This window comes from Alcaligenes sp. GW821-FHT11D07 (assembly GCF_058808495.1).
In genome coordinates this window covers 1534118-1560172 of record NZ_JBXART010000001.1, presented here as the reverse complement: position 1 = coordinate 1560172, position 26055 = coordinate 1534118, and the positions used below count along the sequence as shown (strand labels likewise).

At 55.2% G+C, this 26055-nt stretch carries 20 protein-coding genes; 13 read left to right on the top strand and 7 right to left on the bottom strand.

The genetic code is table 11. The features are described 5' to 3' along the window. Nucleotides 1–17: 17 nt before the first annotated feature. Entirely contained in the window at nucleotides 18–263 is a 246-nt protein-coding gene (locus AC1RSM_RS07155; protein WP_207873973.1) for a cold-shock protein, read from the bottom strand. A 165-nt stretch (nucleotides 264–428) separates the two neighbouring features. Here AC1RSM_RS07155 and clpS point away from each other — a divergent pair, with 165 nt between their 5' ends. The 13 genes from clpS to AC1RSM_RS07090 all read left to right on the top strand — a co-directional run bounded on the left by clpS (nucleotide 429) and on the right by AC1RSM_RS07090 (nucleotide 18642). Continuing rightward, nucleotides 429–752, top strand: a complete 324-nt coding sequence (gene clpS, locus AC1RSM_RS07150) for an ATP-dependent Clp protease adapter ClpS (RefSeq protein WP_026482895.1) — start codon at nucleotides 429–431, stop codon at nucleotides 750–752. Between the two features lie 93 nt (nucleotides 753–845). Further along, nucleotides 846–3167, top strand: coding sequence for an ATP-dependent Clp protease ATP-binding subunit ClpA (gene clpA / locus AC1RSM_RS07145; protein ID WP_492930850.1), 2322 nt, complete (start codon nucleotides 846–848; stop codon nucleotides 3165–3167). 3 nt (nucleotides 3168–3170) lie between these two features. Continuing rightward, nucleotides 3171–4460 carry a paraquat-inducible protein A gene (locus AC1RSM_RS07140; protein ID WP_492930848.1) on the top strand — a complete coding sequence of 430 codons (1290 nt, stop codon included), beginning with the start codon at nucleotides 3171–3173 and terminating at the stop codon, nucleotides 4458–4460. Nucleotides 4461–4470: 10 nt separating this feature from the next. Beyond that, nucleotides 4471–6123 (top strand): PqiB family protein, encoded by a 1653-nt coding sequence (locus AC1RSM_RS07135; protein ID WP_492930846.1) that lies wholly within the window; start codon nucleotides 4471–4473, stop codon nucleotides 6121–6123. Continuing rightward, on the top strand, nucleotides 6120–6731 hold the full coding sequence (locus AC1RSM_RS07130; protein ID WP_492930844.1) for a PqiC family protein: 612 nt from the start codon (nucleotides 6120–6122) through the stop codon (nucleotides 6729–6731). Before AC1RSM_RS07135 ends, AC1RSM_RS07130 begins: the two co-directional genes overlap by 4 nt. A gap of 111 nt (nucleotides 6732–6842) precedes the next feature. After that, entirely contained in the window at nucleotides 6843–10616 is a 3774-nt protein-coding gene (gene putA / locus AC1RSM_RS07125) for a trifunctional transcriptional regulator/proline dehydrogenase/L-glutamate gamma-semialdehyde dehydrogenase (protein WP_492930842.1), read from the top strand. A 129-nt stretch (nucleotides 10617–10745) separates the two neighbouring features. Beyond that, nucleotides 10746–11903, top strand: a complete 1158-nt coding sequence (locus AC1RSM_RS07120) for a branched-chain amino acid ABC transporter substrate-binding protein (RefSeq protein ID WP_492930840.1) — start codon at nucleotides 10746–10748, stop codon at nucleotides 11901–11903. Between the two features lie 124 nt (nucleotides 11904–12027). Further along, nucleotides 12028–12960, top strand: coding sequence for a branched-chain amino acid ABC transporter permease (locus AC1RSM_RS07115; protein WP_492930838.1), 933 nt, complete (start codon nucleotides 12028–12030; stop codon nucleotides 12958–12960). Continuing rightward, nucleotides 12957–14063: an ABC transporter permease subunit gene (locus AC1RSM_RS07110; RefSeq protein WP_492930836.1), complete on the top strand. Its 1107-nt coding sequence runs from the start codon at nucleotides 12957–12959 to the stop codon at nucleotides 14061–14063. Before AC1RSM_RS07115 ends, AC1RSM_RS07110 begins: the two co-directional genes overlap by 4 nt. An 8-nt stretch (nucleotides 14064–14071) precedes the next feature. Continuing rightward, nucleotides 14072–14896, top strand: coding sequence for an ABC transporter ATP-binding protein (locus AC1RSM_RS07105; protein ID WP_492930834.1), 825 nt, complete (start codon nucleotides 14072–14074; stop codon nucleotides 14894–14896). After that, the gene (locus AC1RSM_RS07100; protein WP_492930832.1) at nucleotides 14893–15630 is read left to right on the top strand and encodes an ABC transporter ATP-binding protein; all 738 of its coding nucleotides are present in this window, start codon (nucleotides 14893–14895) and stop codon (nucleotides 15628–15630) included. Before AC1RSM_RS07105 ends, AC1RSM_RS07100 begins: the two co-directional genes overlap by 4 nt. A gap of 1591 nt (nucleotides 15631–17221) precedes the next feature. Then, the gene (locus AC1RSM_RS07095) at nucleotides 17222–17965 is read left to right on the top strand and encodes an SDR family NAD(P)-dependent oxidoreductase (RefSeq protein WP_492930830.1); all 744 of its coding nucleotides are present in this window, start codon (nucleotides 17222–17224) and stop codon (nucleotides 17963–17965) included. Nucleotides 17966–17997: 32 nt separating this feature from the next. Further along, nucleotides 17998–18642, top strand: coding sequence for a DJ-1/PfpI family protein (locus tag AC1RSM_RS07090; RefSeq protein ID WP_492930828.1), 645 nt, complete (start codon nucleotides 17998–18000; stop codon nucleotides 18640–18642). Nucleotides 18643–18757: 115 nt separating this feature from the next. Here AC1RSM_RS07090 and rlmF read toward each other — a convergent pair whose 3' ends face one another. From rlmF to AC1RSM_RS07060, 6 genes are all read right to left on the bottom strand, one after another. Next, nucleotides 18758–19753, bottom strand: coding sequence for a 23S rRNA (adenine(1618)-N(6))-methyltransferase RlmF (gene rlmF, locus AC1RSM_RS07085; protein WP_492930827.1), 996 nt, complete (start codon nucleotides 19751–19753; stop codon nucleotides 18758–18760). A gap of 213 nt (nucleotides 19754–19966) precedes the next feature. Continuing rightward, complete coding sequence (gene dut / locus AC1RSM_RS07080) at nucleotides 19967–20428, bottom strand: dUTP diphosphatase (RefSeq protein WP_492930825.1); 462 nt, start codon at nucleotides 20426–20428, stop codon at nucleotides 19967–19969. 74 nt (nucleotides 20429–20502) lie between these two features. Continuing rightward, nucleotides 20503–21687 (bottom strand): bifunctional phosphopantothenoylcysteine decarboxylase/phosphopantothenate--cysteine ligase CoaBC, encoded by a 1185-nt coding sequence (coaBC, locus tag AC1RSM_RS07075; RefSeq protein WP_492930823.1) that lies wholly within the window; start codon nucleotides 21685–21687, stop codon nucleotides 20503–20505. Between the two features lie 20 nt (nucleotides 21688–21707). Beyond that, the gene (gene lspA / locus AC1RSM_RS07070; protein ID WP_376912144.1) at nucleotides 21708–22244 is read right to left on the bottom strand and encodes a signal peptidase II; all 537 of its coding nucleotides are present in this window, start codon (nucleotides 22242–22244) and stop codon (nucleotides 21708–21710) included. After that, entirely contained in the window at nucleotides 22237–25077 is a 2841-nt protein-coding gene (gene ileS, locus AC1RSM_RS07065; protein ID WP_492930821.1) for an isoleucine--tRNA ligase, read from the bottom strand. The genes lspA and ileS overlap by 8 nt, the downstream gene beginning before the upstream one ends. Beyond that, nucleotides 25067–26032 carry a bifunctional riboflavin kinase/FAD synthetase gene (locus AC1RSM_RS07060; RefSeq protein ID WP_492930819.1) on the bottom strand — a complete coding sequence of 322 codons (966 nt, stop codon included), beginning with the start codon at nucleotides 26030–26032 and terminating at the stop codon, nucleotides 25067–25069. The genes ileS and AC1RSM_RS07060 overlap by 11 nt, the downstream gene beginning before the upstream one ends. Between the last annotated feature and the right edge of the window lie 23 nt (nucleotides 26033–26055).

Below are 26055 nucleotides of genomic sequence, written 5' to 3'. Positions count from 1 at the left end.
TCGAGAGCGCAAGAGAATTAAGGCGCTGTAATATTAAGTGCCTGCTTGCCTTTAGGGCCTTGGGCGACTTCATATAATACTTTCTGGCCCTCTTTCAAGGTCTTGAACCCGTTCATCTGAATGGATGAGAAATGAGCGAAGAGATCTTCGCCACCGTTATCCGGTGTAATGAACCCAAAGCCCTTGGCGTCATTGAACCACTTAACGGTCCCGGATAGTTTTTGATTGTCTCCAGTGCCTGCGGTGGTGGTAGTTTCCGACATGCTTGCTGCCTCTCAACTTAGTGTATGGTTGATACTTTTTTCGGCCCCTCCCTGGGCCTGTGATCGCGGCACCTCGCTTTTAATTGCGAAGTTGACACGATCAGTCGGATGATGCTGAATTTTGTTCCCCCCAGTCAACCTATGGAAAGCACCTAGTTCTGTATTATGGCCATTGAGATCGATAAGCAAGGCGCCACAACGGTAGAGCGCCAATCCGCGCGGCTTGCCCCACCTCCCATGTACCAGGTCATCCTGCTCAACGATGACTACACGCCCATGGAATTTGTGGTGAATATACTGGAGCGGGTGTTTGCCAAAACCCCCGAGCAGGCCGAACAGCTTATGCTTAAAGTACATTACGAGGGTAGGGCAGTTTGCGGTGTGTACCCGCGCGATATTGCAGCCACCAAGGTGGAAATTGTGAGACAACTGGCGCAGTCGCGACAGCATCCTTTGCAGTGTGTGATGGAGCCGGTGCCTGATGCTTGACCATTTAATGGTTTACCGTATTGTTCAGATCAGGCAAATTAGTCATAGAATAGTCTTAACCCCTAGTTTTACTCTTGCCGTGTAGGAGGAAGCATGATCTCCGAAGAACTTGAAGTCAGTCTACACATGGCCTTTGTCGAGGCTCGTGCCGCGCGCCATGAATTCATCACGGTAGAGCATCTGCTGTTGTCCCTGCTCGATAACGCCTCAACACTTGAGGTGTTGAAAGCATGTGCTGCCGATATTGATGCGCTGCGCCAGAATTTGCGCAAATTCATCAACGAAAACACGCCCACCTTCCCAGGCGAGGGCGAAGTTGATACCCAGCCTACGCTGGGCTTTCAGCGTGTGATCCAGCGTGCCATCATGCACGTGTCGTCCAGTAACTCCGGTAAAAACGTGGTGTCCGGGGCGAACGTACTGGTGGCCATGTACGGGGAAAAAGACTCGCACGCTGTTTATTATCTCCAGCAGCAAGGCGTGTCACGTCTGGACGTAGTCAACTTCCTGTCGCACGGCATCACCAAAGCCAACCCGGAGCCAGCCGCTCCCGAGCCTCCCAAGGCTGCAGCGGCATCCGAGTCCGATACTCGTTCGGATGCACAAAAATCGCCGCTGGACTTGTACGCCACGGACTTGAATACCGAAGCCAGCTTGGGTCGGATTGATCCCCTGATCGGTCGTGACAAGGAAGTTGAGCGCGTCATTCAAGTGCTGTGCCGTCGCCGCAAGAATAACCCCTTGCTGGTGGGTGAAGCTGGTGTGGGTAAGACCGCGATTGCCGAAGGTCTGGCCCTGCGCATTCAGCGCGGTGATGTGCCTGAAATCCTGGGCAAGGCTCGTGTTTATGCCCTGGATATGGGCGCATTGCTGGCTGGTACCAAGTACCGTGGTGACTTCGAGCAACGCCTGAAAGCGGTGCTCAAGCAGCTGAAAGAAACAGCGCAATCCATTTTGTTTATTGACGAAATCCATACCCTGATCGGTGCCGGTTCGGCATCGGGCGGAACCTTGGATGCGTCCAACTTGCTCAAGCCGGCGCTGTCCTCCGGTCAGCTCAAGTGCCTGGGTGCTACCACCTATTCGGAATACCGCGGAATCTTTGAAAAAGACCACGCCTTGTCGCGTCGCTTTCAAAAGATCGATGTGGCCGAGCCAACGGTAGAACAGACCATTCAGATTCTGCGTGGTCTGAAGGCCAATTTTGAAGAGCACCACGGTGTACGTTACTCGGCAGCAGCCTTGACTGCGGCAGCTGAGCTGTCCGCACGTTACATCAACGACCGCTTTTTGCCCGATAAGGCTATCGACGTTATCGACGAGGCCGGTGCTGCGCAGCGTCTGCTGCCACGCTCCAAGCAGAAAAAAGTCATTGGCAAAACTGACATTCAGGCAACGGTATCGCGTATCGCGCGCATTCCGCCTCAGACTGTGTCCAGCGACGATCGCAATAAGCTGGCCACGCTGGGACGCGACCTGAAATCGGTGGTGTTTGGCCAGGACATGGCTATCGACGCTCTGGCAGCGGCCATCAAGATGGCCCGATCTGGCCTGGGTCTGCCCGACAAGCCGATTGGTTCCTTCCTGTTCTCCGGCCCCACCGGTGTCGGTAAAACAGAAGTGGCTCGTCAACTGGCCTTTGTGCTGGGTGTAGAGCTACTGCGCTTTGACATGTCCGAGTACATGGAGCGTCACACCGTGTCGCGCCTGATTGGGGCTCCTCCTGGCTATGTTGGCTTTGATCAGGGTGGTTTGCTGACCGAAGCCGTCACCAAGCAACCGCATTGCGTGTTGCTGCTGGACGAAATCGAGAAAGCTCACCCGGACGTCTACAACATCCTGCTGCAGGTCATGGACCACGGCACTTTGACGGATAACAACGGCCGTAAGGCAGATTTCCGCAACGTGATCCTGATCATGACCACCAACGCCGGGGCTGAAGCGCTGAACAAGACCAGCATTGGTTTCACTCAGTCTCAGCGCTCGGGCGATGAAATGCAGGACATCAAGCGTCACTTCTCGCCGGAGTTCCGCAACCGTCTGGATGCCATCATTGGCTTTAAGCCTTTGTCGCGTGACGTGATTCTGCGCGTGGTGGACAAGTTCTTGATGCAGCTGGAAAATCAGTTGCACGAGAAACGCGTCGAGGTGTCCTTCTCGGATGCCTTGCGTGAACACTTGGCTGCCAAGGGCTTTGATCCAGCAATGGGTGCACGTCCTATGCACAGACTGATTCAAGACACCATCCGTCGTGCCTTGGCTGACGAACTGCTGTTTGGGCGCCTGGTTGACGGAGGCCAAGTCGAAGTTGATTTGGACGACGACGGTCAGGTCGTACTGGAATATCCCTCCTCCGGACCCGATGCGCCCGACAGTAAAGCGTCGTCCCGTCCGGAGCCGGAATTAGTCGACTAAGCCGTGAGGGCATCGCGCCCCTTAGTCGTCTGTACGCACTGTGACACCGTACACGAGCGAGTCCCCGTTCAAGGAGCGGGGCTCGCTCGTTGTATTCGCTGCGATACCGAACTTTACCGCCACAGCCGCTTTTCGCCCCGTGAATGGCAAGCGCTGGTTCTGGCGGTTTTCATTCTTTTCATGATCGCCAACCTGTTTCCCGTCGTCCATCTGAGCATGGCGGGCAAAACGGTGTCGCCCACTTTTCCTAAAGCCTTGCTCCTGATTTGGCAGCAGGGTTATTGGGGCCTTTCTGTTATGGCAGGCTTGGTGGGTTTTTGGCTGCCCTTATTTCAACTGATTTTCCAGTTCTGGGGCTTAGGCCTGATTGCGCGGGAACGCCCCTTGCCGGGAGATTTCGGTTTTGGCCTGCGGGTGCTGAGCCACCTGGAGCATTGGTCCATGACAGCGGTGCTGTTTTTGGGCGTTCTGGTGGCTATCGTGAAGTTTGCCGGTATCGGGCATCTGACCATTGCACCGGGACTATACGCTTTTTTTGCGCTGACTTTTTTGCTGACTGGCTTGAGCCGGATTACGGCACGCCGCCTTTGGCATTGGGCCGAAGACCGGGATATGGTGCCGATCGCAACCCGGCAGGATCTGCAAGAGAATCCTGACTGGAGCGCCTGTACCCACTGCGGTTTTCTTCAGAGCCGCCAGGCCGACCATTGTCAGCGCTGCAGTGCGCCGGTGCATAAGCGCAAACCGAATAGCCGTGCACGTGTAGCCGCCCTGGTCATCACTGCCTGTGTCTTTTATATTCCGGCCAATGTCTTGCCCGTCATGGAACTGCGCAGCGTAGTGGGGAGTAGCGCGCATACCATCCTGGGGGGCGTGATTGAGCTTTGGCAGATGGATTCCTGGGACCTGGCCTTGATCGTATTCATTGCCAGTATCGTCGTGCCCATTACCAAGCTCTTGGCCTTAGCAGTCTTGCTGCTGGGTAAACGCTGGCGGGGAAATGCCGTACAACGCCAACGCAATCGAATTTACGATATGGTCGAGCTGATTGGACAGTGGTCCATGCTGGATGTGTTTGTCGTAGTACTGATGGCATCCTTGGCGAATTTTCCGGGTCTGTCCCAGATTATTCCCGGGGCTGGAGCGCTTAGTTTTGGCATGGTCGTGGTCTTGACCATGCTGGCCGCGCTCAGTTTCGATCCACGCCAAGGCTGGGATCAGGATACCGAACAAGAAAAAACTGCTGAATCTCAACATAAGCAGTCTCAGCCTGCCTCACAGGCATCTTCCTGAAGGAAATAAGGTGCAAGAATCACAAACTCCTCAGCCTGGTGGCCCCAACGAGCCTGCGCAACCCAAGTTGGTTCGCTCTCAACGAACCCGTTTTTCATGGATCTGGATTCTGCCTATTGCGGCCGCTCTGGTGGGGGCGTCGCTCGTACTGCGTAACTGGATGCTTACCGGGCCGCGCATCACGATCAGCTTTGATTCGGCGGAAGGCTTGGCTGTGGATCAAACCAAGCTGCGCTACCGTGAAGTCAATGTGGGCACGATTTCCGATATTCAGGTGGCTCCGGATCGCAAAGGGGTTCTGGTCACCGCTCAGCTGGAACGAGACGGCTCGGAATTCATCACTCAAGATGAAACACGATTCTGGGTGGTTCGCCCGCGCCTGGGGTTAAGCGGTGTCTCCGGTTTGGGTACTTTGCTGTCCGGGGTGTATATCGGGGTGGATGCTCCTTTTGAGGCCGATAGCAAAAAGCAGCAGCTGGAGTTTGTAGGGCTGGAGAGCCCGCCCGAGGTTATCAGCGGCCGGGCAGGCAAGCGCTATGTGTTGACCGCGCCGGAGCTGGGTTCATTGGATTTGGGCTCCCCGTTGTATTACCGAGGGATTCAGGTCGGACAGGTCAGCAGCTACGAGCTGAACGAGAAAGGCGATGGTGTGCGCATTCAAGTGTTTGTGGATGCGCCCAACGACGAGTTCGTGACGCAAGGTACGCGTTTCTGGAACGTCAGTGGCGTGAACATGTCGCTGGATTCCGATGGGTTTAGCGTACGGACTCATTCTCTGGTGTCTGCTTTGGCCGGTGGTCTGGCCTTTGACCAGTTGGAGGGCGAATCTACCGAGGTAGCATCGGCGGATGAGCAGTATGAACTGTTCTCGACTCAGGAAAGGGCGATGGCGGAGCCTGATGGCCCGGCGGTGGAATTGCGCTTCCATTTCCATCAGTCAGTACGAGGCCTGGTGCCCGGTTCCAAGATCGAGTTCCGTGGTCTGGAGTTAGGTCAGGTCTACGATGTTGATCTGGAGTTCGACTTTGAGCGCAAACGTTTCTTCGCGCTAGTGAAAGCTCGTATCTATCCGCAGCGCTTCGGTCGCCTGTACGAACGAGTGGCAGAGGGACGTACTGATGGTAAAGATCCGGTGACCGCCTTGTTTGAGCCCATGGTTGAACGTGGTCTGCGTGGCCAATTGCGTCCGGCCAGCCTGATTACTGGTCAGCAATACATTGCTTTGGAGTTCTTTGATAAAGCCGCCAAGGCCGAGTTCTCTCCCGATACCAAGCCTTTGGTGATTCCAGTGATTGCGGGTGACTTCGATCGTCTGCAAGAGCAGGTCAGCGATATTGTCACCAAAATTGCAGCCATCCCATTCGATCAGATAGGCAAGGATCTTCAAGTTGGGCTGACTCAGATGAGCCAAGTGCTCAAGCAACTGGATAAGGCGACGGTGCCGCAACTGAATGGTGCACTCAAGTCCATGGATGGGGCGGTGCAGAAGTTGGGCGCCATGCTGGACAAAGACTCTTCCTTTAATGCCTCTGTGGATCAAACCTTGAGCGAATTGAAGCGCTCCCTGCGATCCTTACGCGATTTAAGCGACACCTTGCAAAGCCAGCCTTCGGCGGTTTTGCGGGGCCGTTCCCCTGACGTGCTGCCGGAGCCCACGCCATGATGTCCCGTTTCCTGATTTCTGCTTCTGTGGCTGCTTTGCTGACGGCTTGCGCCTCGACCACACCCACGTATTACACCCTGCAAGCAGGCGCGACGACGCAATCTGCTGCCTTGCCAGCGCAGGAATGGAAAGGCTTTCAACTGCGCCGTCTGGATGTGCCTGCACAGTTGGATCGCCGAGCCTTTGTGTTGACTCAGGGTTCGGGCGCTCAGGTCAATCTGCTGAACGATAGCCAGTGGGCCTCGCCGTTGCCGGATGAAATGTCCCTGGCGCTGGTCTCCGGCCTGCAAGACCGTTTGGGCGTGCCTCAGTTGGCGGGCAGCGGGGAAAAAACGCCGTTTTGGCAAATTGATGTTTTAGTGCAGCGCTTCGAGTCGGTTTATGGTGAGCGCTCCACCTTGGAGCTGAGCTGGACTTTGAGTCCAGTCGGCTTTGCCGGCAAGACCCAGCAGTGTCGCTGGCTGGATTCCGAGCCTGCTTCCAGCGTGCCGGAGCTGGTGCAGGCCCATCGCCAATTACAGCAACGCTGGGCAGACGCGCTGGCGGCACAAATGCAGTCCAAACCTGTGCCCGCAGCGCTCTCCAAGTCCATGCTCTGTGTGAGTTAACCGCTAAAGTTAACTTTTTCTTGTCCGGGTTAACCTTAATGGAGGGCGGGGTTAACCGTCGGTATTATTTCGGCTTATCGCAATCAATAAAGCGTAACCGGGACAAGAGGCATGGCAAGCACAACCTTAGGGATCAAAGTCGATATTGAACTGCGCGAGCGTTTGCGGCGTGCAGCGGACCAATTGCAGTGCACACCGCATTGGTTGCATAAGCAGGCTTTGCTTTCCTACATCGAAGGGATTGAGCGGGGCATTTTGCCTAGTGAATTGACCTTATTGGGCGGCGGCGATTCCGCTGTCCCTGACGATAGTGTCATTGCCCCCGCTATTCCCTTTTATGGTTTCGCGCAGGACGTTCAACCCCAAAGTGTGTTGCGGGCGGCCATCACGGCTGCCTACCGCCGTCCCGAGACCGATTGCCTGCCCTTGTTGCTCAGCGCGGCGCGTTCCTCACAAAGCAGCCGCGCTCAAGAGTTGGCTGCTCGCCTGGTTAAAGCACTGCGTGCGAAACGTCGTGGTGGTGGCGTTGAAGGCCTGATTCAAGAATTCTCTTTGTCCAGCCAGGAAGGTGTGGCCTTGATGTGTCTGGCCGAAGCCTTGCTGCGCATCCCGGACCGCGCTACGCGTGATGCTCTGATCCGCGACAAGATCAGTCACGGGGATTGGCGTGCGCATATGGGCGAATCCCCGTCGTTATTTGTAAATGCCGCCACCTGGGGCTTGATGCTCACAGGCCGTCTGGTCAGTGTGAATAGCGAAAAGAATTTGTCCTCCGCCTTGACTCGCATGATCGGCAAGGGTGGAGAGCCGCTGATCCGCAAGGGCGTGGATGTGGCTATGCGCATGATGGGCGAGCAGTTCGTGACGGGGCAAACTATTGCCTCCGCGCTGGCGAATAGCCGCAAATTTGAAGAGCAGGGCTTCCGTTATTCTTACGATATGCTGGGCGAAGCCGCGACGACGGCAGAGGACGCACAGCGCTACTATCAGGCTTACGAGCAGGCTATTCACGCCATTGGTCGCGCCAGCCAGGGACGCGGAATTTATGAAGGCCCCGGCATCTCCATCAAGCTTTCTGCGCTGCACCCTCGGTACAGCCGTGCTCAGCGCGATCGGGCCATGCGTGAACTGTTCCCCCGTTTGCTGTCTTTGGCACAGTTAGCCCATCACTACGATGTGGGTTTGAATATTGATGCAGAGGAAGCAGACCGCCTGGAAGTGTCCCTGGATCTGCTGGACAAGCTGTGTTTTGACCCCTCGCTGGCGGGTTGGAACGGCATTGGTTTTGTGGTGCAGGCGTATCAAAAACGCGCTCCCTTTGTCATCGATTATCTGATTGATCTGGCACGTCGCAGCGGCCATCGCCTGATGCTGCGTCTGGTCAAAGGTGCGTACTGGGATTCGGAAATCAAACGGGCGCAGGTCGATGGGCTGGAAGACTATCCCGTCTACACCCGCAAAGTGCATACCGATGTTTCTTACCTAGCTTGCGCTCGTAAGCTTTTGCAGGCGCCGGAAGCGGTGTACCCGCAGTTTGCGACGCATAATGCGCAGACCTTGGCAGCCATCTATGTCATGGCGGGCCAGAACTACTACACCGGTCAATACGAATTCCAGTGCCTGCATGGCATGGGGGAGGATCTGTACGACGAGGTGGTCGGCCCCATTAAAGATGGCAAGCTCAACCGTCCCTGCCGCATTTATGCGCCCGTGGGATCGCACGAGACCTTGCTGGCCTATCTGGTGCGCCGTTTGCTGGAAAACGGAGCCAACACGTCTTTTGTGAACCAGATTGGCGACGCTAGCGTAGATCTGGAACAGTTGATTGCAGACCCCGTGGCCCAGGCCCTGAGCCTGCAGCCTTTGGGTCGTCCGCACGACAAAATTCCTTTGCCGCGCCTTTTGTATTGGGAAGCAGAGCAGCGCTTGAACTCGGCTGGCCTGGACTTAAGCAATGAGCACCGCTTGGGCTCCTTGGCAGCTACCTTGATGCAGACGTCCGCTTTGCCACGGCAGGCTCAGCCCATGCTGGGGCAGGGCAGCCCTGTCTGGGACGAGTCCCAATCCACACCGGTTCGTAACCCGGCCAACCATCAAGATGTGGTGGGGCAGGTCATGGTTGCCACGGCCCAGGACGTAGAACAGGCTTTGGACGCCGCCAGCCACTATGCACCAATCTGGCAGGCAACGCCGGTAGAGGAGCGTGCCGCTGCTTTGCAACAGGCTGCACAACTGCTTGAAGACAATATGCAGGACTTGATGGGCTTGCTGGTGCGTGAAGCGGGCAAGTCCTACGCCAATGCGATTGCAGAAGTCCGGGAAGCCGTAGACTTTCTGCGCTATTACGCGGGTCAGGTACTGCGTGACTTTGACAATGACGAATACCGTCCTGTGGGCGTGGTGCTGTGCATCAGTCCCTGGAACTTTCCGCTGGCTATCTTCCTGGGGCAAGTCTCCGCTGCGCTGGCCGCCGGTAATGTGGTGTTGGCTAAACCAGCAGAGCAAACTTGCCTGATCGCCGCCGCGGCGGTGGAGCTTTTGCACAAGGCGGGCATTGCCCCCGGTGCTTTGCAGCTGCTGCCGGGTGATGGCCCATCGGTGGGTGCGCCCTTGGCGGCCAGTGAACAGGTTAATGCTGTCATGTTTACCGGTTCTACAGCGGTGGCCCTGGGCCTGAATCGTCAGTTGGCTAAACGCCTGACGGCTGATGGGCAAGCGGTCCCTTTGATAGCAGAAACGGGTGGCCTGAATGCCATGGTGGTCGATAGTTCGGCCTTGCCGGAGCAGGTGGTGTTTGATGTGCTGAATTCTGCCTTTGACTCGGCAGGCCAGCGCTGTTCGGCCTTGCGTCTGCTGTGCATTCAGGAAGATGTGGCCGAGCGAGTCTTGACTATGCTTAATGGCGCCATGCAGGAGCTTAGCGTTGGTAACCCCGATTTGCTGAGCACCGATGTGGGGCCGGTTATTGATGAGGAAGCCCGTGCCGGTATCGAGGAGCATATCGCCACCATGCGCGAAGCTGGTTTCCGCGTCACCCAAAGCGAGCAAAGTCGTAGCCTGACAGGCACTTTTGTCTTACCCACCATTATTGAGATTGAGCAAGTCAAAGACCTGGAGCGTGAAATCTTCGGTCCTGTGCTGCATGTCATGCGCTTCAAGCGCAGTGAACTGGACAAGCTGATCGACCAGATCAATGAGCGCGGCTATGGCCTGACATTCGGCGTCCACACTCGTCTTGATGAAACCGTGGAGCGAGTCGTCTCGCGCATCCATGCTGGCAACGTTTACGTGAACCGCAATATGGTGGGTGCCGTGGTGGGCGTGCAGCCGTTTGGTGGCGAAGGCCTGTCGGGAACTGGCCCCAAAGCAGGCGGACCGTTGTACCTGCGTCGCTTGTTAAGCCGTTGCCCACAAAACCTGCCCTTGCAACGCTGGCTAGAGCAGGGGGCTGTATTGCCCGGGCCTACGGGCGAATCCAATATTTATCAGCTTCGTCCTCGCACTCGCGTCTTGTGCATGCCCGTGTCAGCACAGGGCTGGCAGGCACAACGTCAGGCTTGCGCGCTGAGTGGCAGTCAGCCGGTCTTGCTGGACCGACTGGGCCTGGGCGGCTGGCAGGAGGCTCCTGCCTCGCAAATTGCCATGTCCGATTTGGGTGAGGCAGATTATGATGCTGTTTTGTTTGAAGGCGACAGCGATGAACTGCGGCAAGTGCTGGGTCAAGTGGCTGAGCGCCGCGGCCCCATTGTTGGGGTTCAAGGGCTGTTGACGCAGGAATTGGAGGGGGGCGCAGCGTATGTGGTCGAGCGTTTGCTGCGTGAAGTCTCAGTCAGTACCAATACAGCGGCAGCTGGGGGTAATGCCAGTTTGATGATGGTGGGTTGATCTCAGATGGCACCCGTTTCTATGCACACGTTTGGTCGCACAGTCAGTTTTGAGCGGCGGCCCTGCGTCCATTCTCACGGCAAGGGCCGACTTGTAGCGCGGCTATATTAAAAAACGAAGGAGAACAATATGCAGTCCATCACACGCTTTAAATTGGCCATGGTTTCGACGGCGGTTTTCGGTGCTCTGGTAGCGGGCCCCGCTTTGGCCGCCGACAAGGTCATCAAGCTGGGCTTTTCGGCTCCCTTGACGGGGCCGCAGGCTCACTACGGTGAAGACATGCGCAATGGTCTGGTGCTGGCGCTGGAAGAGGCCAATGCCCAGAAAATTGAAATCGATGGCGCAACGGCTCGCTTTGAACTGGTGGCCAAGGACGATCAGGCTGACCCCCGCACGGCGGTTCAGGTTGCTCAGCAAATTGTGGATGACGGTGTGGACGGCATGCTGGGCCACTTTAACTCTGGCACGACCATTCCTGCCTCGCGTGTCTACAACGATGCTGGCATCCCCCAGATCGCCATGGCGACCTCGCCTGAGTACACGCTGCAAGGTTACGACAACACCTTCCGCATGATGACCAGTGACACCCAGCAAGGTGCGGCTGTTGGTCAGTTCATTGTGAAAGACTTGGCGGCCAAGAAAGTGGCCTTGATTGATGACCGTACCGCTTACGGCCAGGGTCTGACCGATCAGGTCGCTCGCGCTGTTGAAAAAGCAGGTGGTCAGATTGTGGCCCGTGAATACACCACGGACAAAGCCAACGACTTCACCTCCATTCTGACCAACATCAAGTCCAAACAGCCTGATGCCATCTTCTTTGGTGGTCTGGATGCCCAGTCCGGCCCGATGAAGCGTCAGATGCAGACCTTGGACATCAAGGCTCCCCTGGTGTCGGGTGAAATGACCCGCAGCGACACCTTCCTGCGTCTGGCCGGTGCTGCCGCTAATGGCACCTACGCTTCCTTGGCGGGTGTGCCTTTGGCTTCGATGGCAGCTGGCGAGAAATTCTCCAAAGACTACCAGGCTCGTTTTAAGGCTGATCCCGGTGTCTATGCGCCTTATGCCTATGACGGCGCCTGGAACATGATCACCGCCATGAAAGAAGCCGGTTCCTCCAAGGCTGAAGATTACCTACCCAAGCTTGCCGGTATCAAACGCAATGGCGCCACCAGCAGCAATATTGCCTACGACCAGAACGGTGATTTGAAAGAAATTGCCGTCACCATCTACGAGGTCAAAGGCGGCCAGTGGACGATGGTGAAAACCATGGTTAGCCAGGCTAACTAAAGTCTGATCCTGCTGTTTGAGTCCCTAGGGCTCATTTCTACCGTGGCCTGCTTGGGGCAGGCCCACGCTCCCTATCCTGTCGCCACGCGCCGGGGTAGGGCGCAATGACCACGAGTCCCAATCTATGGAAATCCTACTACAACAACTCATAAATGGCCTGACCGTGGGCAGTGTCTACGCGCTGGTAGCGCTGGGCTACACCATGGTCTATGGAATTATTGGGCTGATTAACTTTGCACATGGTGATGTCGTCATGGTTGGGGCGATGTTGGCTACCACTGTGGTCTTGTCGCTGGTCGGTGCAGACCCGGCTGGCTTGTCCGCCTGGTTGATGGTGGGGCTGGCTTTGTTGGCCGCTATTCCCGTGTGTATGGGGATAGGCTGGACTGCCGAGCGCTATGCCTATCGTCCCTTGCGTCGCGCACCTCGTCTGGCGGCCTTGATTACCGCCATCGGTGTCTCTTTTATTGTCCAAAACCTGGCCATGATGATTTGGGGGCGCAATTACCTGAGCTTCCCGCACATTATTGAGCCCGTCGTTTTCCAGCTGGGCGATGCTCGCATCAGCTTGCTGCAAATTCTGATTATTGTGGGCGCCGGGGCGATCATGGCTGGTCTGTCGGTGCTGGTGCACCGTACCCGTTTGGGAACGGCCATGCGCGCCACCGCCCAGAACCGTGAAGTGGCCGGTCTGATGGGTGTCAACATCAACACCGTTATTTCAGCTGCCTTTGTGATTGGTTCGGCATTGGCTGCCGTGGCCGGCGTCATGATTGTGACCTACTACGGCGTAGCCCAATACACCATGGGTTTCATGCTGGGGCTGAAGGCTTTTACCGCAGCTGTGCTGGGTGGGATTGGCAATTTGGGCGGGGCCATGCTGGGTGGTTTGCTGCTGGGCTTGATTGAAGCCCTGGGCGCAGGCTATATCGGCGATCTGACCAATGGCGTGTTTGGCAGTAACTATCAGGATGTGTTCTCGTTCATCGTGCTGATTCTGGTACTGATTTTCCGTCCCTCGGGCCTGTTGGGTGAACGCGTGGGAGATCGAGCATGAGCACGAATCACATATTAAGTGGTGCTGGTCGCCACCAGCGTCCCGCAACACCTGCCCGAGTCTGGGTTGGCGCTTTGTTGATCGGGGTTGTTCTGGCCATTCTGCCCTTTGTCTTGGGCATGGCGGGTCAAAGCTGGATTCGCACCCTGAACTTTGCCTTGCTGTACGTCATGCTGGCTCTGGGCCTAAACATTGTGGTGGGCTTTGCTGGTCTGCTGGATCTGGGCTATATCGCTTTTTACGCCGTGGGGGCCTATATCTGGGCCATGCTGGCGTCACCGCATTTTGGCTTGCACCTGCCGTTCTGGATTGTCTTGCCGGCGGGTATCGCCTTGGCGGCTGTATTCGGCGTTTTGCTGGGCTTTCCGGTCTTGCGGTTGCGGGGGGATTACCTAGCCATTGTGACCTTGGGCTTTGGCGAAATCATCCGCATTTTCATGAATAACCTGGATGCGCCCATCAATATCACCAATGGACCGCAAGGCATTAACAGGGTGGATACCTTCAAAATCGGGGATTTCATTTTCGGTAAGGCGGAAACCTTGTTTGGGATACGCATAACCGGGCCGGAAAAGTATTACTACCTGCTCTTGCTGATCACGCTGCTCATTGTGTTTATCTGCGTGCGCTTGCAGCATTCCCGCATAGGCCGAGCCTGGGAAGCCATTCGTGAAGACGAAATTGCCGCTAAAGCTATGGGCATCAACACGCGCAACGTCAAACTGCTGGCTTTCGCCATGGGTGCGACCTTTGGTGGCGTGGCTGGTGGCCTGTTCGCGTCCATGCAGGGCTTTGTCAGTCCAGAGAGTTTCAGCCTGACTGAATCTATCTCTGTGCTGTGCATGGTGGTGCTGGGTGGAATGGGGCACATCCCCGGTGTGATTGTGGGGGCTTTGCTGCTCTCAGTCTTCCCCGAGCTGCTGCGTGCAGTAGTCGTGCCTTTGCAGCAAAGTGTCTTTGGCGATGTCATTTTGGACCCGGACGGCATTCGTATGCTGCTGTTCGGTTTTGCCCTGGTGCTGGTCATGATTTATCGTCCTGAAGGCCTGTGGCCCTCGGCCGTACGTCGTCGCGAGCGCAAAATGAAGCAGGTGCAAGCATGAGTCTGAGCATGAACACAGAACTGAAACAGGGCGAAGTCCTGCTACAAGCCGAAGGACTGTCAAAGCGATTCGGTGGCTTGCAGGCATTGTCTGAAGTTAGCTTTGGCATTCGCAAGGGCGACATCTACGGCTTGATTGGCCCCAATGGCGCCGGTAAGACCACGCTGTTCAACGTGATGACAGGCTTGTACATCCCTGAGTCGGGGCGCTGCACTTTTGCTGGCCGCAACCTGACTGAGTGCAAGCCACATCAGATCGCCGAATCCGGCTTTGCCCGTACTTTCCAGAACATCCGTTTGTTCGGCAGCCTGTCTGCCCTGGAAAACGTCATGATCGGCCGCCACGTCCGCACCCGTGCGGGCGTGTTGGGAGCGATTCTGCGTAACCGGGCAACTCGTCAGGAGGAAGAGCAGATCGAGGCACGTGCCTACGAACTACTGGATTACGTGGGTATAGCCCAGCATGCCAACGAGATCGCACGCTCCTTGTCCTACGGCGACCAGCGCCGCCTGGAAATTGCCCGGGCCCTGGCAACTGATCCCATGTTGCTGGCGCTGGATGAACCCGCTGCTGGCATGAACCCGTCCGAGACTGTAGTCCTGCGCCAATTGATTGAAAAAATCCGTGGCGACGGCATTACCGTGCTGCTGATTGAACACGATATGAAGCTGGTGATGGGCCTATGCGATCGGGTGCTGGTGCTGGAATACGGCAAGGTTCTGGCCGAAGGCAAACCCGCCGAGGTGCAGCACAACCCACGCGTCATTGAAGCCTATCTGGGCGCAGGCGCGGCGAAAGAGCTGGGTATTACCGTTGAGGGGGAGCAGGCATGAGCACAGAACCGTTAATGCTGGATATTCGGGGTCTGGATGTAGCTTATGGCGGCATCCGGGCGGTACGCGGCCTGGACTTGCGAGTGGGCCAGGGCGAACTGGTGTGTTTGATCGGGGCTAACGGTGCCGGTAAAAGCACCACACTGCGAGCCATTACTGGCCTGGTGCCAGCTGCTGCCGGGCAGATCGAACATCAGGGTGAAAGCATCGTCGGCCTGCCATCGCACCAGCTTGTGCGCCGTGGTGTGGTCATGGTGCCGGAAGGGCGGGGTATCTTCCCGCAACTGACCATCGAAGAAAACCTGGCCATGGGGGCCTACACCCGCAAAGACCACCACGAAGTGCGCCAGGATATCGAGCGTATCTATACCTTGTTCCCGCGTCTTGCGGAGCGTAAAAAGCAATCGGCTGGCACATTGTCCGGGGGCGAACAGCAAATGGTGGCAATGGGACGGGCGATGATTTCCCGGCCTTCGCTTCTGCTGCTGGATGAGCCGTCCATGGGCTTGGCACCCATCATGGTTGAGCGTATTTTTGAACTGATCCAGAGCATTGCCAAAGAAGGCGTCACGATTTTGCTGATCGAGCAGAATGCACGACTGGCTTTAGAACTTGGGGACCGGGGATATGTGATGGAGTCGGGGCGGATTATCCTGGAAGGCCCAGCTGCACAGTTGCTGCACGATCCCAAGGTTAGGGCAGCATATCTGGGGGAAGAGGATTTTGCGGCGTAAGTGAGTTTCGGGGTTATAGAAAAAGCCAATCAGGTTAAAGCTGATTGGCTTTTTTCGTTAAAGCTTCTGAATACTCCAAACTAAATGTACAGGTGTTTGCTTTCGACCCAAATCGGCCATCCAGATCCAGTGGGTCAGATTTTAACAACTGAGCTTGCTACCTATTTTTTTCAAGGTTTTGATACATTTCTCCTCGTGCCCCTCCATTTTTTTTAAGAAGCAACCACAGCCATCACAACGAGTTTTACCTTTTAAGTCAACACTGTTTTTCAATGAAAAGTTACTCCAACTATCTGAGTGTGCTTGACTCATATGCTGAACTAAATCGACAAATTTTTTATCACAGTAAGAGCACTTTGTTCTTTGGTGAACTGATTTGTTAGTCTTTTTTAGCTTTTCTAATCTGTAGTGAAGATGCGATGAGTATAAATACTCAATTCGGTCTGAACTGAAATTAGCACCACGGCATGATCGAATACCAGGCTCTCGGAAAAATCTCGCTAAATCGTAGAGCGGGGCGTGTGAGCCAGACTCCTTAAAAAGCAAGTAGAGATTACACGCTGCGTCAATAAACTGGGTTGAGTACGTAGTTGCCCAACTGCCTGGGCCATGATGCGCCGGAAGATACTGGCCTTGCATTTTCTTGCAGATAGCTAACAATTCTTCAATTTTTTTTTGGTAGTTTTTGTAAGCTTCATGTCTTCCCGATCCTGCATTCTATCAACGACCTAATGGTGGAGTTGCCGCAGTCTGTCTATCAAACTGCTTTTTGCAAAAAAATCATAAGTTCGAGTTTTTTTCATAAAGACAACTGCGATTAACTGAAAGAAATTGTGATCATGAATTGACTCAAACGAGGCTGGCAATTTTTTTAGAAAAACTACGAGCAAAAATATGAATTCTTTGGACGATTGATCCTTCAGTTTCTATTGAGCCTGGGGATGCCGTAATAGTCAGAAAATATTTCTTTGGTACGAGTGGTTCATATAAAAACCGTACATGCCCCGTGCCTGCTTCTTCTGCGTCATTGTTATTCATACGTTATTGAGCACGACCTATGCAAGGCTACATATTCATTTTATATGTTACGCCAAACTAAAATACTAGTATTGAGAATTTCATGTTTTTTAAATTAAATGAAAACTGATGAAAGGACACTTCCGGTCGAGATCAGACAGTATATTAGCTGACACAAAACGGTATGTCTCTATATCTGATAAATAACCCGATTAGTCGGTTGTTGAGATTTTTTTGATTGTTAAGTCATTCAGTTTAGGAAAATCTAAAAGATTTTTGAAGCACAGAGTAAAGATAGATTTAAAACGCCAGTGGCAACAGAGAATTTTTTCATTTTTGCATAGAGAAAATCATGCCCGCCCGCTAGTTGGTAGATATAAGCAGTGCAAATAGCAGTTAGGGGTTTTGAGCGGACTCTGGGTGCCTGTAAGTCTTTACCATAGCAGCTGCAGTAGGTAGCCGACAGATGGCTATATGGATTGTGCTAGCGAGCGCCATTCAAAAAGACAGTCGGACGAGAATGAATTCCCACGCGAACGAAGCCATAATAAAGACCCTCCAAGGAGAACAAAAAATGGATTTAGGAATTACCGGACGACGTGCCTTGATTTGTGGGGCGTCCAGTGGTTTGGGACTAGCGTGTGCTCAGGCTCTCGCCGCTGAAGGTGTACACGTCACTCTGGTGTCGCGCAGTGAGCACAAGCTGCAAGAAGCTGCCAAGCAGATTGAAGCCTCGACAGGTATTGCCGCTAAATGGATTGCCGCCGATCTTTCTCAGGCGGCAGGCAGACAAGCTTTAGCTGCTGCATGCACGGATATCGACATTCTGGTGACCAATGCAGGCGGGCCTCCGTCTATGCCTTTTGCTCAGTTGGAGACCACTCATTGGCAAGCGGCGTTGGAGCAAAACTTCCTGGCGGCGGTGGAGTTGATGCAGGCTGTATTGCCGGGCATGGTAAGTCGTCGCTTTGGCCGCATCGTCAATATCACTTCGGTTTCGGTCCGTTCGCCTGTGACCAATCTGGAGTTGTCTACCGCCGCTCGTATGGCCTTGACTGGGTTCGTAGCCAGTGTGTCTCGTGAGGTCGCCCAGCATAATGTGGCGATCAACAACTTGTTGCCTGGCACCATCTTGACGGATCGTTTGCGGGAGTTGGGGCCTGTGGCTGAGGAGTTGATTGCGTCTGTACCAGCAGGGCGAGCTGGAACGCCTGGTGAGTTTGGTGCTGCGTGTGCTTTTTTGTGCAGCGAGGCCGCAGGTTTTATCGTGGGGCAGAATTTGGCTATTGATGGTGGCCTGGTAAAAGCCACGATCTAATGTATTGGGTTTCAACCATGAAGGGATACACCATGAGTGACAAGGCAGCACCAGCTACATCCACCCGCACAACAAAAAACACGACAAAAAAACAGATCGGCATCGTGCTGTTTGATCAGTTTGAAACGCTGGATGTATTCGGGCCGGTGGAAATGTGGGGTGGGATGCCGGATTACGAGATGGTCATGGTGTCTCAGCAGGGTGGACTGGTGCGTTCGTCCCAGGGAATAGAAACCCAGACTTCGTATAGTTTCGAGACGGCTCCGCAATTTGAAATTCTGATGGTTCCTGGCGGTATGGGAGCGCGCAGCGAGATCCATAACCGTGCCATGCTGGCCTTCATTCAGAAGCAGGACAAGGCAACGCAGTGGACGGTGTCTGTTTGCACAGGGTCGGCCTTATTGGCCAAGGCGGGTGTTTTGAAGCAGCGTCGAGCAACGTCCAACAAGTTAGCGTTTGATTTTGCGGTGGCCCAGGATGGGGATGTGCTTTGGCAAAAGCAGGCTCGTTGGGTGTTTGACGGCAAGTACGTCACGTCGTCGGGTGTGTCAGCGGGGACGGATATGGCTTTGGCCCTGGTCGAGAAACTCTATAACCGAGAGCAAGCCGAAAGCATCGCGCATTGGACCGAGTATGTGTGGAACAGTGACCCGGCGATTGATCCATTTGCGCGCTAAGGCGGGTGCTTGCTAAGAGTAGTGGCTTAATGAAAAGGCGGGGAGTCAGGAGCCTCAGAGCGGGTAGCTGATTGCAGCAAGTGCAATCAGCGTATCAAGGCATCCTGATGCGATCTTATCCCCACCGCTCATTGCGCCAAGCCTTTTGCTCCTCTGCATCCAGAAAGGTCCAGGCAACAAAGCGGCTTTGTTTTTGCCCCTGCGTCATTTCTACGGTCTTTACCTCAAATGCCTTGGCCTTTTTTAAGGCAGTCAACACCTCAGGCAAGTTGGACGCTTTGGACACCAAGCTACTGAACCAAAATACTTGCTTGCTGACTGTGATGCTTTCTTCAATCATGCGGCGTATGAAAAGCGCTTCGCCGCCCTCGCACCACAGCTCCGTATTCTGCCCACCAAAATTCAGCTTGGCCGTTCTTTGATTAGGTTCAGCCTTGCCCAGGCCACGCCATTTACGTTGATTGCTGCTGACGGCATCTTCCTGCGACATATGGAAGGGGGGATTACACAAGGTCAGGTCAAAGTAGTCGTTCGCGCCCAGCACGCCTTTAAAAATATGCGCGGGTGATTTCTGCTGGCGCAATTTGATTGCAGCGGACAGGCCGGGATTCGCGTGAATAGTGGTTCGTGCAGATGTCAGCGCATCGGCGTCGATATCCGACCCTAGAAACTGCCAGCCATATTCAGTATGAGCAATTAAGGGGTAGATGGCATTGGCTCCTATGCCAATATCAAGGACGCGTACTGCAGCGTCACGCGGAATGACACCCTCATTCTTGCTAGCCAGCAAATCGGCCAGATAGTGCACGTAATCGGCACGGCCCGGGATAGGTGGACACAGATAATTTGCAGGAATATCCCAGTGCGCTATGCCGTAAAAGGACTTTAACAAGGCTCGGTTTAACGTTTTGACTGCGTCAGCGTTGGCGAAATCAATGCTTTTATCACCGTAGGGATTCACGAAAACGAAAGCGCTCAGTTCAGGCGTGTCTTTGATAAGAGCGTCAAAGTCGTAGCGGCCATGATGACGGTTGCGTGGGTGGAGCAGGGCCGCCGGTTTGCTTGGCGTTGGTAATTTGGCAGTGGAATTACCGCGTTTTGAGGATGACATTGACGTCCAAAATTAATTTTTACGGGGCTGGTCGATCTATTGTTTTTATTGGTCTGAAGAGTTCATTACTCTAGCGACAGCATTACGTGGCTTACGGCCCTGCCTAAATACCGGCTCTGCGATGTTTGTAGAGCCGGCTCAGGCCGGAGGAGTGACACTTGTCTGCTAGTTCCAAGACCTTTCCGCAGCGTGCCCCCCTCCTAGGTTTAGCGTTTATTTCTTGCCTGTGCTACCAAAGCCACCCGTGCCGCGCTCGGTCTCGGTGGAGAACTCGTCCACGAATTGCAAGGCCACTTGTACTACGGGTTGGAACATCAGCTGAGCAATGCGCTCACCAGGTTCAATCACGTAATCCTGTTCGCTGTCGTTCGCCAAAATCACACCGATCTCGCCGTGGTAGTCGGCATCAATGACGCCAATGCCTTGTGCTACGCGGACGCCGTGCTTCAAGGACAGGCCCGAGCGCGAGGCGACAATCGCCACCAGGCCTGGGTCCATCATATTGATCGCCAGGCCAGTTTTAACCAAGGTACGGCCGCCAGCAGGCAGGGTCACGGCTTCGCTCAGGCAGGCACGCAGATCCATCGCGGCGGAGCCATCGGTGGCGTAGCTGGGTGCTTCAATGGTCGTGCCCAAGAGCTCATTGACGATGCGGGCTTCAATACGACGGTGCATAAGACGGTTTCCTGAAAAAAAAGAGAGGCAGCGCACTTACTGCAGCGCTGCCTTCATCATAAATAAGAAAAGAATTACAGCCGTTGAGCGATGGCTTGTACCAACTGGCGCGCAGCCAGCAGTTTATCTTGAGCCGGCCATTGCTGATGGCCCTGTTCATCAAACAGGACAAGCTCGGTGTCATCCGCATTCATGGCGCGCTGGGCCAGATTGGCAACCAGCAAAGGCACATTTTTGCGCTGACGTTTGGCTTGGGCGTGTTCGATCAAGTTATCTGTTTCGGCAGCAAAGCCCACACAGAAGGGGCCGTCTTTCAAGGCGGCTACTTCGGCCAGAATGTCCGGGTTGGGGCTAAATTGCAGCTCCGGTGTGGCTTGTTCTGAGGTCTTCTTGATCTTGATGTCGCTGGCATTGCTGACAAACCAGTCCGCTACAGCGGCAACGCTGATAAAGATATCAGCGTCATCCACTTGGGACATCACGGTAGCGTGCATTTGCCGGGCGGTTTCAACATTGATGCGCTGAACTTGATACGGCGTGTCCAGGGCGACCGGGCCGGACACCAAGGTTACTTGTGCACCAGCTTCCTGAGCCGCACGTGCAATGGCGTAGCCCATCTTGCCGGAAGAACGGTTGCTGATGACACGGACCGGATCAATGGGTTCGCTAGTAGGGCCGGCAGTAATCAATACGCGCTTGCCAGCCAAGAGCTTGGGCTGGAAGAACGCTGTTAATTCGGCCAGAAGCTGAGCAGGTTCAAGCATGCGACCGTCGCCGGTTTCACCGCAGGCTTGATCGCCACTGCCAGGGCCCAGGATATGTACACCGTCGCGGCGCAGTTGTTCCACATTGCGCTGAGTAGCCGGGTGCAGCCACATTTCCCGGTTCATGGCAGGGGCCAGTAGCAAAGGGCAATGCCCGCGTGCAATACACAAGGTGCTGAGCAGATCGTCCGCCAGACCATTGGCCAGCTTGGCCATGAAGTTGGTGCTGGCGGGGGCGATCAAGATGGCGTCGGCATCCCGGCTAAGCTGGATGTGCGCCATATTGTTGGGCACGCGTGCGTCCCACAGATCGGTGTAAACCGTGCGGCCTGACAGAGCCTGAAAGGTGACCGGGCTGATAAAGCGGGTGGCCGATTCGGTCATGACCACATCAATGCGCGCACCCAGATCCTGGCTGCGCCGCAAAAGCTCGGCAGTTTTATAAGCAGCGATGCCGCCGGTGATGCCAAACACCAGTTTTTTATTGCTAAGCATAGGACATGATCCTTACAGACTTAGGAGCGCTGTCGTTTCTTGTTGCGGCGCATGCGCAGGAATTCGTCCAGTATCAATAAGGCTGCCCCGCAGCTGATCGCCACGTCGGCGATATTGAAGGCCGGAAAGTAGGACTGATTCCAGTAAAACAGCAAGAAATCGACGACGTGCCCGTGCATCAGACGGTCCAGCACATTGCCCACGGCACCACCCAGAATCAGGCTGAGCGACAGGCAAAACAGGGGCTGTTTGGCTGAACGACGCAGCATGACCAGAATCATGATGGTGGCAACCAAGGCAATTGCCACGAAGAACCAGCGCTGCCAACCTTCGCCGCCCGCTAAAAAGCTGAAGGCAGCACCTGGGTTATAGAGCAGGGTGAAGTCAAAAAAGGGCAGTACGTTCCAGCGTTCTTGATAGAACAGGTTCGTGTCGAAATACTGTTTGGTCCATTGGTCCAGGCCGACGATAAACGCGGCCAGACCAATCCAGGCCCAAAACTGCCGCGTGGGCAGTTGGGCCTGGCCGGGGGAAGGGGCCATGTCCTTATCAGGCATGATGGCGCACTTCGCCTTCGCCATACAGATTGTCCTCGCAACGACCACACAGGGTGGGGTGCTCGGCGCTTTGGCCTACGTCAGGGCGGTGGTGCCAGCAGCGCTCGCACTTGGCCTGTTCGCTAGGGGTGACCTCGATACGCAAATCGCCTTCGCCAGCGTGTACATCGGCACGCGAGACGATCAGCATGAAACGCAGGTCTTGACCCAGAGACTGCAGGTATTCCAGATCTTGGCCGCTGGCGTAGACGTCAACTTCGGCAGCCAGGGACGAACCAATCGCCCCGGTGCTGCGTACGTCTTCAATACGGCGCATCACATCAGCGCGGATGGCGCGTAGACGTTGCCACTTGGTGTTCAGTGCGGCCTGTTCACCTTGTTCCGGCAGAACATGGAACAGTTCGGTGAAAATGGTGCCACTGGGCACTGAGCCACCGTTCAAATCGCGCCAAGCTTCTTCGGCCGTAAAGGACAAGATAGGAGCCATCAGCTTGAGCAGGGTTTGCGTTACGTGAAAGAGCGCAGTCTGTGCCGAGCGGCGAGGCAAGCCATCTTTAGCCGTGGTGTACAGACGATCTTTCAGGATATCCAGGTAGAACGCGCCCAAGTCTTCGGAGCAGAAAGTCTGCAAGCGAGCCACGATGGGGTGGAACTCGTAGCGCTTGTAGTTTTCCAGCAATTCGGCCTGCATATCGGCGGTCATTTGCAGGGCGTAACGGTCGATCTCGGTCAACTGGTCCAGAGGAACTGCGTGTTGTGCGGGATCGAAGTCAGCCAGATTACCCAGCAGGAACTTCAAAGTGTTGCGGATACGGCGGTAGCCTTCCACCACACGTTTCAGAATTTCGTCGGACAGGGAGAGCTCACCCGAGTAATCGGTTGAAGCTGCCCAGAGACGAATGATTTCTGCGCCCAAGGTGTCAGCGATCTTCTGCGGCAAGATGGTGTTGCCCAGCGACTTGCTCATCTTGCGGCCGTTGCCGTCAATGATAAAACCGTGTGTCAGCAAAGCTTTGTATGGAGCATGACCATACAGCATGCAGCTTGTCAGCAAGGACGAGTGGAACCAGCCGCGGTGTTGGTCCGAACCTTCCAGGTACAGGTCGGCAGGCCATTGCAGCTTGTCAGCGTGCGAGCCGTGGGTGGTGTGGTCTTTACCACCCAGCACAGTGGCGTGCGTCGTGCCCGAGTCAAACCACACGTCTAGTGTGTCGCGGTTCTTCTCGTACAGGTCGGCCTCGTCGCCCAAGAGGTCGCGCGGGTCCAGATTTTGCCAGGCTTCAATGCCGCTTTTCTCGATGCGCTCGGCCACTTGCTCCATCAGCTCAGGAGTACGTGGGTGCAGTTCGCCCGTTTCTTTGTGAACGAAGAAGGCCATCGGCACGCCCCATTGACGCTGACGCGACAAGGTCCAGTCGGGACGGTTGGCAATCATGGCGTGCAAGCGTGCACGGCCCCAGGAGGGGTAGAACTCGGTGTTATCAATGGCTTCCAGTGCCATTTCACGCAGGCTGCGGCCGCTGGTGTTTTCCTTGTCCATCCCGGCAAACCATTGGCTGGTGGCGCGGTAAATGATGGGCGTCTTGTGGCGCCAGCAGTGCATGTAGCTGTGTGGGTGCTGCTCGGTTTTCAGTAAGGTGCCCGCGTTTTGCAGGGTTTTCACGATAAGTGGATTGGCCTTCCAGATCATCAGGCCACCAAACAAAGGCAAGGTGTCGGCGTAATGACCCGAGCCCATAACAGGCTTGAGCATATCGTCGTCTTTCATGCCGTGGGCTTTGCAGGAGATAAAGTCCTCAATACCGTAGGCAGGGGCCGAGTGCACAACACCGGTACCGCTATCCAGGGTGACGTAGTCGCCTAGATAAATAGGGGAGCGGCGTTGGTAGCCTGCGTCCACTTTGGCCAGCGGGTGATCAAATTCAATCAGGTTCAGCGCTTCACCCGTGGCAGTGGCGACCACTTGGCCGCTCAAGCCCCATTGTTCCAGACAAGATTTGACCAGGTCTTCAGCCACGATCAGCATGGAGCCGGTCGCACGTGGGCTGTCCAGCTTGACCAGCGCGTAGCTGATTTCAGGATGGACATTCAATGCCTGGTTGGCCGGGATGGTCCAGGGGGTGGTAGTCCAGATGACGATTGCGCCATCGTCCACACTGTCCATGCCAAAGGCGGTAGCCAGCTTGTCTTTTTGGGCGAAGGGGAAAGCCACGTGCACGGACGGGTCGGTGCGATCTGCGTATTCAACCTCGGCCTCGGCCAAGGCGGAACCACAGTCAAAACACCAGTTAACCGGCTTCAGGCCACGGAACACAAAGCCTTTTTGCATGATCTTGGACAGCACGCGCAGCTCGTCGGCTTCGTTGCTGAAGTTCATGGTCAGATAAGGGTTCTCCCAATCGGCCAGTACGCCGAGGCGTTTGAAGTCTTTGCGTTGGCTGTCGATCTGTTCCAGAGCGTAGGCCCGAGCTTTAGCCTGGACCTCAGCCACAGGCAGGTTCTTGCCATATTTCTTTTCGATCTGGACTTCAATGGGCATGCCGTGACAGTCCCAGCCAGGTACGTATTGCGCGTCAAAGCCAGCCATATTGCGACTTTTGACGATAATGTCTTTCAGGGTTTTATTGACTGCATGCCCCATATGGATGTCGCCATTCGCATAGGGAGGGCCATCGTGCAAAATAAATTTTGGACGACCCGCGCTGGCTTGCCTAATTGCTGCATAGACTTTGTTTTCTTCCCACTGGCTAATCCAGCCCGGCTCACGTTTGGCCAGGTCGCCACGCATGGGAAAGGGAGTGTCGGGCAAATTGAGAGAGTTTTTATAGTCCATTTGAAGCAAAGTAGTCGCGAGCGCGTTGTGCATCGTTGTCGATGGCGGCGATCATTGTGATGAGGTCAGGAAATTTTTCTTCGTCCCTGACAAATTCCAGAAATTCTATACGGGCGAGTTTACCGTAAGCATCCAGGCGTTGGTCTAGTAAATGAACCTCTAACAGTAGTCGTCCCTGGTCTATGACCGTGGGGCGTACCCCTAAAGAGGCAATACCGGGCAGAGCGTTGCCGGTCAGTCCGTGAACCCGCACCACATACACGCCCGAGCGGGCTGCACAGTGTTCGGGAACGCGTACGTTCAAGGTTGGGTAGCCAATGTCCCGGCCTAGTTTTTGGCCATGAATGACATGGCCACTGAGATGAAAGGGTTTGCCCAGCAGTGCTCGGGCGCGGTCCAACTGACCGACGGCCAGAGCGGTGCGCACTTCCGAGCTGGAGATGCGGCGGCTATCGGCATCGGCTACATCATGCAGCGTCTCGACGCTGAAACCATGGCGCTGGCCGGCGGCGCGCAGCATTTCTATATCGCCGGCCCGCTTGTGGCCGTAGCGGAAATCTTCGCCCACCAGCAGCCAGCCGGTGTTCAGACCCTGAACCAGGATTTCATCAATAAAGGTGGCGGCCGACATATCAGCCATCGCCTGGTTAAAGCGAGCCAGGTAAATTTGTTCAATACCGCATTGGTGCAGGGCCTCGACCTTGTCCCGCAGGCCGCTGATCTGGGTAGGGATCAGTTCGGGCCGCTGGCCGCGCTGCGCAAAAAAGGCGCGCGGATGCGGGGTGAAGGTCATCACACAGGAGCTGAGCGCTTGTTGCCGGGCCACTTCATTGACGCGATGCAATATGGCCTGGTGGCCCAGATGCACCCCATCAAAATTGCCAATCGTGACGGCGCTGCGGGCTGTGCTGTTGCGCCGCGGTAGAGAGCGATAGAGTTTTAGATCAGATTTCACAAGCGAGAGTTTACAATTTTGGA